Annotated in this window: 2 protein-coding genes; both read left to right on the top strand. The window is 58.8% G+C overall.

Features of this window, described 5'->3' with window-relative positions; all coding sequences use genetic code 11:
- Window positions 1-336 precede the first annotated feature (336 nt).
- On the top strand, window positions 337-1,731 hold the full coding sequence (locus ACI38B_RS06325) for an MFS transporter (protein ID WP_439730010.1): 1,395 nt from the start codon (window positions 337-339) through the stop codon (window positions 1,729-1,731).
- Between the two features lie 123 nt (window positions 1,732-1,854).
- Entirely contained in the window at window positions 1,855-2,106 is a 252-nt protein-coding gene (locus ACI38B_RS06320; RefSeq protein ID WP_439730009.1) for a hypothetical protein, read from the top strand.
- Window positions 2,107-2,212: the final 106 nt, after the last annotated feature.

The raw sequence follows: 2,212 nt of genomic DNA, 5'->3' as shown, positions 1-2,212 counted from the left end.
CTCGCTATACTGGTAGATGAGGATTCTTCCCAAGGCCGTCCATATGACGGTAACGCAGCGTGCGTGTCAACGGAAAGCATAGGCGGCTCGTCCGTCATGTTCTTGTCGCGCGAACGCACGATCTGTTCAAACTCGCCTGGCGGCTGTGCCGTCCAGACCAAGAAAGGAAAGCTGGGGACAGCCTTACTATGCATGACTGAACAACAGCAATACCGTGATGCCGCAGAGCAGCAATCCCGCGATGCCGCCCCGATCACGTCTGCCGAGAATACCCATACCACACAACCAGAACCGATTCCGCGGACCTTGATTCTTTCGATTCTGGCGACAGGAATCATGGCGTTCATCGGAATTCTCACTGAAACCTTGATGAATGTGCTGTTCCCGATTCTGATGGGGGAGTTCCATATCAGCACGTCCACGGTCCAATGGCTGACCACCGGGTATTTGCTGGTGGTGTCGCTGGTGGTGCCGCTGTCGTCGTATCTCAAGCGCAAACTTCCTGTGAAGCGGATTTTCCTGATTGCCATCGCGCTATGCATTGTCGGATGCATTGTCGGGGCATGTACGCTGAATTTCCCGATGTTGATGCTCGCCCGCATCCTCCAAGGCGGTGGTACGGGTATCGCCCTGCCGTTGATGTTCAATATCATTCTTGACCAGGCGCCTAAGTCGCGGATCGGCCAGCTGATGGGCGTCGGCAGCTTGGTCGTGGCGACGGCGCCGGCGCTCGGGCCGACGGTCGGCGGCCTGGTCGGCACATATATGCCTTGGCGGTGGATTTTCGTGATTCTGTTGCCGTTCCTGCTCATCGCCCTTGGATTAGGCCTCGCCAATATCCAGCAGGGTTCGCCTACGGTTGACGCCCATCTCAACCCGCTGCACGTGTTGCTCATGGCGGTGGGCTTCGTGGCGTTCGTATTCGCGATTGACGAGGGCGGCTCCGCGATCACCGCATTCAGCCAAGGCGTTTCGGGCGCCGGGAAAACCGCGGTGTTGGCTGTGGTGCTGCTGGTCGTCAGCGCGCTGGCGCTTGTGGTATTCGCCCAGTTGTCCCGCCGTTCGTTCTCTCCGCTGGTCAGGCTCGGTGTGCTGCGCAGCGTGCCCTTCCGTTGGCATCTGCTCGCCTATGTGCTGCTGCAGATTTCCATGATCGGTTTCAGCTTTGTCATTCCGAATTCCGCGCAGCTCGGATATGGCATTTCGGCCTTGGTGTCGGGCGTTCTCGTGCTTCCGGGCGCGTTGTTCGGCGCTATGCTCGCCCCAGTGTCTGGCTCGTTGCTTGACCGCCAGGGGCCGGTCAAACCGATTTCCGCCGCGCTTGCTGTCACGCTGATCGGCGTGCTGCTGTTTTCGGTCTTCGTCAACGGGTCTTCCACGGCAGTGGAGTTGGGCATTTTCTACTTCGTGTTCATGGTCGGCTTCTCCATGGCGTTCGCCAATACCATGACCAGCGGCCTCAACCAGGTGGATGCCCAGCTGAAAGCCGACGGCAACGCCCTGTTCAGCACGTTCCAGCAGCTTGCAGGCGCGGTGAGTACGACGATTCTGTCCGTCTTCCTCGCTTCCGCGCAGGCGGGGCATGGTGAACCGGGAACCGCCGCATACCGGGCGGCGACTGTTGCCGGTGCCCACCACGGTTATATCTTCCTCACGATTGTCGTGGTCTGCGCGTGTCTGTGCATGGTTCACGCTTTCAGGTATATGAAACGCGAGGGTGCACTCGGCTGATGCTTCCAGGCGGCCGGTGGATTGTCGTCCCCGGCCGCCTCGCGTTTCCTGTGCGTTCTTGTGCCTTCTCATGCGTTCCGTTCTTGTGTTTCTTCAGCGAAACGACGTACACTCGGCTGTATTATGCATTACTTCACTCCAAAACGGTGCACTGAATCGAACAAGATCATGTACCACGATAAAGCGCAGGCGTTGCGCGCGGCCGATCAAAGCTGGCGCGAACGCGGCGCCGAGCTGTGGGTGTATCGGTGTGAGTATTGCGGCAGTTGGCATTTGACGCATCATGATCCGTCGTTGCGTGACGCGGTTCCCCATATGGACGGGCAGCGCAAGCCTCACTCGCGCAAACGCGGGTATAAACCTCGCAGACGGTGATTTACCGTATTTCCTTGCATACTATGAAGGCCGTAGACACCAGGGAACCGGTGTCTACGGCCTTCAATCGTTGTGATGCGGTACGGGCAGGACGGCTCAGCAGGAC

It is taken from the genome of Bifidobacterium sp., assembly GCF_051876855.1.
GTDB lineage: Bacteria > Actinomycetota > Actinomycetes > Actinomycetales > Bifidobacteriaceae > Bifidobacterium.
The sequence above is the reverse complement of the archived record's forward strand: the minus strand, read 5'-3'. Positions and strand labels throughout refer to the sequence as shown.

Bases quoted from the DNA above. Each gene is read 5' to 3' on its own strand.
- ACI38B_RS06320 (WP_439730009.1), top strand. From the start codon at position 1,855: ATGCATTACTTCACTCCAAAACGGTGCACTGAATCGAACAAGATCATG.
- ACI38B_RS06325 (WP_439730010.1), top strand. From the start codon at position 337: ATGGCGTTCATCGGAATTCTCACTGAAACCTTGATGAATGTGCTGTTC.